Origin of the sequence: uncultured Fibrobacter sp., assembly GCF_947305105.1 — a bacterium.
GTDB lineage: Bacteria > Fibrobacterota > Fibrobacteria > Fibrobacterales > Fibrobacteraceae > Fibrobacter.
This window is the reverse complement of sequence record NZ_CAMZCS010000005.1, coordinates 158,749-165,298: the sequence shown is the minus strand read 5'-3', so window position 1 is coordinate 165,298 and position 6,550 is coordinate 158,749. Positions and strand designations below refer to the sequence as shown.

At 55.2% G+C, this 6,550-nt stretch carries 5 protein-coding genes; 2 read left to right on the top strand and 3 right to left on the bottom strand.

Annotation, left to right across the window (positions count from 1 at the left end):
- Positions 1-365: 365 nt before the first annotated feature.
- The 3 genes from typA to Q0Y46_RS04225 all read right to left on the bottom strand — a co-directional run bounded on the left by typA (position 366) and on the right by Q0Y46_RS04225 (position 4,841).
- A complete protein-coding gene (gene typA / locus Q0Y46_RS04235; protein ID WP_297945288.1) occupies positions 366-2,198 on the bottom strand; it encodes a translational GTPase TypA in 1,833 nt (610 codons plus the stop codon).
- A 96-nt stretch (positions 2,199-2,294) separates the two neighbouring features.
- Positions 2,295-3,545, bottom strand: a complete 1,251-nt coding sequence (locus Q0Y46_RS04230; protein WP_295678146.1) for a hypothetical protein — start codon at positions 3,543-3,545, stop codon at positions 2,295-2,297.
- A 3-nt stretch (positions 3,546-3,548) separates the two neighbouring features.
- Positions 3,549-4,841, bottom strand: coding sequence for a hypothetical protein (locus Q0Y46_RS04225; RefSeq protein WP_297945285.1), 1,293 nt, complete (start codon positions 4,839-4,841; stop codon positions 3,549-3,551).
- Between the two features lie 145 nt (positions 4,842-4,986).
- Between Q0Y46_RS04225 and Q0Y46_RS04220 the strand changes: the two genes are divergently transcribed.
- Positions 4,987-5,739, top strand: a complete 753-nt coding sequence (locus tag Q0Y46_RS04220) for a YkgJ family cysteine cluster protein (protein WP_297945283.1) — start codon at positions 4,987-4,989, stop codon at positions 5,737-5,739.
- Entirely contained in the window at positions 5,739-6,536 is a 798-nt protein-coding gene (locus Q0Y46_RS04215; RefSeq protein WP_297945280.1) for a hypothetical protein, read from the top strand. The genes Q0Y46_RS04220 and Q0Y46_RS04215 overlap by 1 nt, the downstream gene beginning before the upstream one ends.
- Positions 6,537-6,550: the final 14 nt, after the last annotated feature.

The following is a 6,550-nucleotide window of genomic DNA, read 5'->3' as shown; positions in this document are numbered from 1 at the left end:
GTGCTTTAGCACTTATGTGGGCATGGCCACCTTTAGGTGGGAGGCTAGTGAAAAAAGAATCACGCACTTCGTGCGTCAATATAAGGCGGCGAAGCCGTGATATTTCTCCCTAGTCTCTAGATCCTAGCCCCTAGATCCTCATCTCTCACTTACACAAGAAAAGCCCCGCATGCGGGGCTTCTTAAGTTTTTGTAGATTGCTTCAGGGCTATTCGCCCTTCGCAATGACAACCAAGGCGAATGCCATGCCAAAACGCTTGCGTTTCGGCATGGCTGAGCCGACGAGTCATGCGCCTGCGAATGACAATTCCGAGAACCTCCTAGCCTCTAGATTCTAACCTCTAGATCCTAGTCTCTTGCCACTCACTACTCTTCTTCAGCGGGACGCTTCGACAGCTGCTTTCTCCTGATGGGGTCGAGCTCTGTCTTGCGCAGGCGCAGCACTTCCGGCGTGACTTCGATGCATTCATCTTCGTTGATGAAGGTGACGCATTCTTCCAGGGTCATGCGGCGATACGGAGTCAACTGGATCATGTCGTCGGCAGATTTGGATCGCATGTTGGTAAGGTGCTTGCCCTTCGTGACGTTCACAGTGATATCAACGTCGCGGTTGTGTTCGCCCACAATCATGCCCGGATAAACTTCGGCACCCGGACCAATGATGAGGTAGCCACGGTCTTCCAGGTTGGAGAGTGCGTAGCTGGCGGCTTCGCCCGGTTCCTTCGCGATAAGCACGCCATTGATGCGTGTCGGGATTTCGCCCTTGTACGGCTGGTATTCCTTGAAGAAGGACTGCGTGACGGCGTAACCCTTGGAAAGGGAAAGGAGTTTGGGACGGATGCCGATAAGGCCACGGCTCGGGACGATGAACTCGAGGGAGACGCGGTCGTTGTCATCGGTGACCATGTTGACCATTTCGCCCTTGCGCTGCTGGATTTCCTGGATGCAGGCTCCGCTGAATTCGTTCGGCACTTCGACCTTGAAGTCTTCGACCGGTTCCAAAAGCTTGCCGTTCGCGTCGTTCTGGAAAATCACCTGCGGGCTTCCGATGGTGAATTCGTAAAGTTCGCGCCTCATGTTTTCGACGAGGATCGTGAGGTGCAGAATGCCACGGCCCGACACCTTGAATGTGGATGCGCCGTCGACCTTTTCGACCAACAGGGCGGGGTCTGCCATGTGGGCGCGCTCCAGGCGTTCCTGGAGCTGGTTGCCCGTCATGAACTTGCCACCGTACTTGCCGGCGAGGGGCGAGGTGTTCACGGTGAAAATCATGGAGATGGTCGGCGGGTCAATGTGGATGCGCGGCAGGTGCTTCGGGTTGCTCGTGGCGCTGATGGTATCGCCGATGTCGAAGGTGTCGAGACCTGCAATGAGAATGATTTCGCCCGGACCGGCTTCGTCGACCGGCTTCGGGGTGAGGCCTTCGTAACGCAGGATCTTCTGCGGGCGGATGGTCTTCACGGTGCCGTCGGTGAAGGCTTGGGCATAGGTCTGGTTCGGCTTGATTGTACCCTGCTGCACGCGGCCCACGGCCAGGCGGCCGAGGAACGTGGAGTATTCGAGCGAGGCAATCTGGAGGAGCGGTTCGGCGGCGGGGTCGCCCTTGGGTGCCGGGATGCGTTCGATAATCTTGTCCATGAGGATGCTGAAGTCGCCGTCCGGGTCTTCCATTTCGGCCTTGCAGATGCCTTTGCGGCCAGAGCCGAACACCTTGTCGAAGTCCAGCTGTTCCTCGTTGGCGTCCAGTTCGCAGAACAGGTCGAATACTTTGTCAAGAGCGCCGTGGGGGTTGCAGCCGTCGCGGTCGATCTTGTTCACCACCACGATGGGGATAAGCCCGAGCTCAAGAGCCTTCTGGGTCACAAAGCGCGTCTGGGCCATGGGGCCTTCGAACGCATCGACAACCAGGAGTACACCGTCAACCGTGCCGAGCACGCGTTCCACCTGGCCACCGAAGTCGGCGTGCCCCGGGGTATCGACGATGTTTACGCGATAGCCCTTGTACATGACGCTCGTGTTCTTGGAGAGGATGGTGATGCCGCGTTCGCGTTCAAGGTTGTCGGAGTCCATCACGCGCTCGTTGACTTCTTCACCTTCGTGGAAGGTTCCGCACTGCTTGAGAAGTTGGTCCACCAGGGTCGTTTTACCGTGGTCGACGTGGGCGATGATGGCTACGTTTCTGATTTTTGTCTGATCCATATTGCTCTTCTTGAAAGAAAACGTTCAATTTGGGCGCAATTTAGAAATTTTGCGCCACTTTTGCAATATCAAGAAGGGTTCGATTTCTTGCCTTGGCTAGAATCCGAGGCTGATTTGGCCCATATAGATGCGTTCTTCGTCTTGACCGGTGTAGTAGCCACGTTCTTCGGCCCATGTGGCGAATTCGAGCGTGAGCACGTGCAGGATCTCGACACCCGCGCCAGCGGTGGGGTAACCGCCTTTGAAGCCCGCCGCCAGGCGGCCGGAAAGGACCCTCAACTGGTTGTTGAGCCCTGGCCAGGCCAAGAGGACTTGCTCGATTTCGAGACCGAGGTTGAAGTGGTGCATAATCTTGTAGTTTCGGTCGCTGTCAAAGGCGTCGGCATAGTCGCAGGCAATGTTGAACTTACGGGCGTAGGCCGTGTTCACGTTGAAAAACCTGGGGCTGTAGTTCACGCCCATTGTGAGGTTCGGCGTAATCTTGTCGCCGGCGAGGTCCTTGAAATACACGTCGCGGAGCGAAAGGCCGAGGCGCACCTCGCGGGTGGCCTGCCACAGCGTACCGAAATCCATACCGATGGAAATGGTCTTCGTGTCAAATACGTGCTTTTCTGCATCGTCAAAGCGGTCTTGCAGTGTGTCGTTGATCGTCTCGTAGTTCGCGATGTCCATGACAATCATTTCGACTTTCTGGCGCTTTGCGCCCTTGATGCCGATACCGAAGGAAAATTCGTTGGTGAAGTCGTAGGCGATACCGCCCTGCATCACGGCGTCCACGTAGAACGTGTCGATAGTGAGGTAGGGGAGCACGAGGCCTGCGTCAATATAAGGTGCAACGTTTCCGTCGACCCAGATGGCTCCGCCCAAGTTGTGCAGGGCCAGTTCCGCATCCATCTTGACCTTCATGGAGAGAGCCTTGTGGTCGTAGCTGTTGAGCGTATGGATAAGCTCTGGATGCGCCGAGAGGGTATCGAGCAACAGGTTCGTTTGCGAGAGCCCTGTCTCTTCGGCGGCCTGGTTTACACGGTTATAAAGTTTTTGGAGGTCCTTCGCATCCTGGTAGGTGGCGAAATACGATTCAAACGGGCCGGCACCGCCGAGGTTGAGGCGCATGTCGAAGTAGTTGCGCGGGTAGTATCCTTGTTCGGGGCGTTTTTCGTAGTTGCCCAACCTGTTGATTTGCGAGAGACCTGCGTAGTTGAAATAGATGGCTTCTTTGTCGTCTACTACGGCAACATGGGCGTTACCCATGGATTCGGCTCGGATAGAATGGTGCGTGGGTGCCTTTGCGGCGAAGGCTTGTGAAGAGAGGGCCAGCGCGAAGAACAGTGCAAGTGCTTTTTTCATTGCCTAGTTCCTCCCTTGGAACCAGTTGAGGAAGTCTACGTCGGTGTAGTTCACCCAGCAACCACCGATGTTCGCCTTGCGCCAGGCAAGGTCGTAGTGGATATTGTTGATGTCGGTATCCCTTCGGGCGAGTTCCTTGTTCTGGACCATGTCGCCGCCCGGACCGGGCACGAACGAGATGTTTAAGGCGAATTTCAGGCGGTGGTCCCTGTTGGCGTCGCGGTCATCCGGTTCGGCATAGAGGAATTCCCACTCATTGGGGTCCATCGCGGTTCCGTTCTTGTCGATGTCGAGCGTCTCGTAGATGCTCCCTTCGGGAATCTTCAGCGAGGCCACGGCACGCTTGACCCAGTGGGTCTTGAATACCAGGACAGATCCGGGGCGCTGGTCCTCGTCGACTTCGCCGTCTCCGTCGTTGTCCTGTCCGTCCCAGACTTCTTCGTCGATGCAGCCGTCACCATCGTCGTCGATTCCGTTCCCGACCTTGATGAATATATCGGCGCGTTCCGGGTTGTTGTTCAGGGTTTCCGACATCTCGATAATCTGGTCGGAGACTGCCATGGTCCCGCTCTTGAACTCCTCGTCGGAGACGGTGTCCACGCCAGAAATGAAACTGCGGAAAATGGGGAAGGTGTTGTCGGGGTCGGTCTTGAGAGCCTGTGCGCTTGCTGCAAGGGAGTTCACGGTTTCAACGGCTTCGGCCGAGGTGATGTTCTGGAGGTTGCTCCACTCAATGGTAATCTGGTTGGATGCGCCATCGAAATTGAACATCCGGTTTGCGTCCGACGATGCCTTCCGGACGAGAATGGCGACGTTTGTAAGCTGGAGAATGGTGTAGCTGTTCGCGATTGTGGAGAACCGGATTTGCTTGTCCGTCTTGCCGGTGGTGTCGCGTTCGATAAACTGGTCTACGACCTTGAGCACGGTGTCTATTCCTACGCGGTATTTTTCCACCTCGAAATCGGACATTTTCATGAATCCGTTCGTGTTGTTTTCCGTTTTCGCGTATTTGAGCATTTCGAAGACATTCAGGCCGTATTGGTTCAAGACTGCTTTGGCAAGCCCGTACCAGGCCCTGGAGTTTGCGGAATCGTTGTGGATGGCTTTCGAAAAATTCAGGGCTGCACGGGTATATTCGGCTTTTTGGATGTCGATGTATCCTTCGTAGATGAGGGCATCCGTGTCGCTGTCGTCAATGCGCTCTTTCCCCGTGGGGTTAAAAATGTTGCAACCGACGACACTAGTCGCAATCATCGCGGCGAGTGAAAAAAATTGAACGTACTTGCTGAGTCTCATAGCGGGTTACGACACTCCTCTTTCCATTAAAAATAACATTTTAATTCAAAAATACTTGTTTTTTGTTACAAGTGCTTTCTTTTTTTTGGTAAAATGCAGAATGAGGGTAGTTTTGGCCCTTCTATAAAAATATATTTGGTCCGAGATGGACATGTATCGCGATTATTTCCCCACAAAGGCATACCGCCATGCCGAGATGCGGCTTTCGGCTCTTTTGCTTGCCGAAAGGGACCGCCTTGACGCACTGGCCGCCAAGTTGGGCCGCGAAAACGCCATCGATTCCGACAACTTGTCCGAACAGTTGCCCGAAATTATCCGTTTTACCAAGGTTTTCCACGAAACTTTCGCGCGCTATCTCGCCGCCGTCTTGCCCCAGCAGCCCCGCCCCATCCAGTGTCGGGCCGCCTGCGGTAACTGCTGCCACCATTACCCCATGTCGGTTTCGCCGTTTGAACTCATTTATATATATGGGGAACTCCGCCGACACGACAATCTGGTCTCCGTGATGGAAGCATGCCAGATGCGCTCGACGCTTTTCGAGAAAATTTTCAACAAGTACCGCGAGACCTGCCCCTCCGATGATGAATCCGAGGACCAGGCGCTCCACGGATACTTCTCCGAATGGATCCCGTGCCCCTTCTCGGACCACAAGGGCGACTGCCTCATCTATCCAGTGAGGCCGGTCTCTTGTCGCATGTACTTCAGCGAGACCGATCCCAAGTACTGCACGCCCGAGTTCCTCAAGACCGACAAGAACGATAGCTACATCGTGTACCTGCCCGACAATATCGAAGACGCCATTTACGGAATTTCTGAACACTATGCTCCGCTCATGTTGCCGGAGTCGTTCTTTGGTGGGCTTTTGGCGATGAACGCCTTCGAGGGGGTGATGCGCTGATGGGTCTGCTTGATTTCCAGATGGATTTGTTCGGTACGCCCAAGGCGGATACCCAAGTTGCGCTGGAATCGGGAATTTCGCCGAACTGCTCGGCGAACGGTCTCGTGCGCTTCCATTACAGTCCGCTTTTGAAGAAGAGCATTCGTTGCAAGGGGGCGTTCCTTTTTGGCCATCCAGAAGTGGTGTTGCCCGAATACATGAAGGCCCCGGAGTTTGCTCCGGCACGCGAACTGGCTGCGGAATGGGCAGAACATGCCGTCCGCCGCAAGACCGCGAAAAACAGGGCCGCAACGAAGGACCTCGTGACGCGCTTCTGGGCTGTGGTGGACCAGGTCCTGGTCGATCGGGGTGACAAGCCCGTCGAAAGCAAGAGCCGCATTCCGCCGATTTGCCCGCAGGGTAAGTACCACAACTTATCCCAGGTGTTGGCCGCTATCAACGAGACTTATTTTGAAGGGGCTCTGTCGTGCCGCATCACGTGGAGCAACCGCGTCGGCGGGCTCAGTTTCCACTCTGTCCGCAAAGACCCGTTAACAGGGGAAGATTTCCACTTGATTAGCATCAGCAGGGGTTACGATGCTGCGAACTGCCCGTTCTACGCAGTGGCAGGAGTCGTTTATCATGAGTGCCTGCATATCGTCGTTCCGATCGAGATGCGAGGGGGGCGCCGAGTCGTCCATGGCCGGACGTTCCGACAGCGCGAACGGCACTACATTTATTACGACGAATGGATCAAGTGGCACAAGGAAGTACTTCCGAAAAACATCCGCGCCATGCGCCGCGGCAAACCGTTGTAGAAAAAATTCCAAAA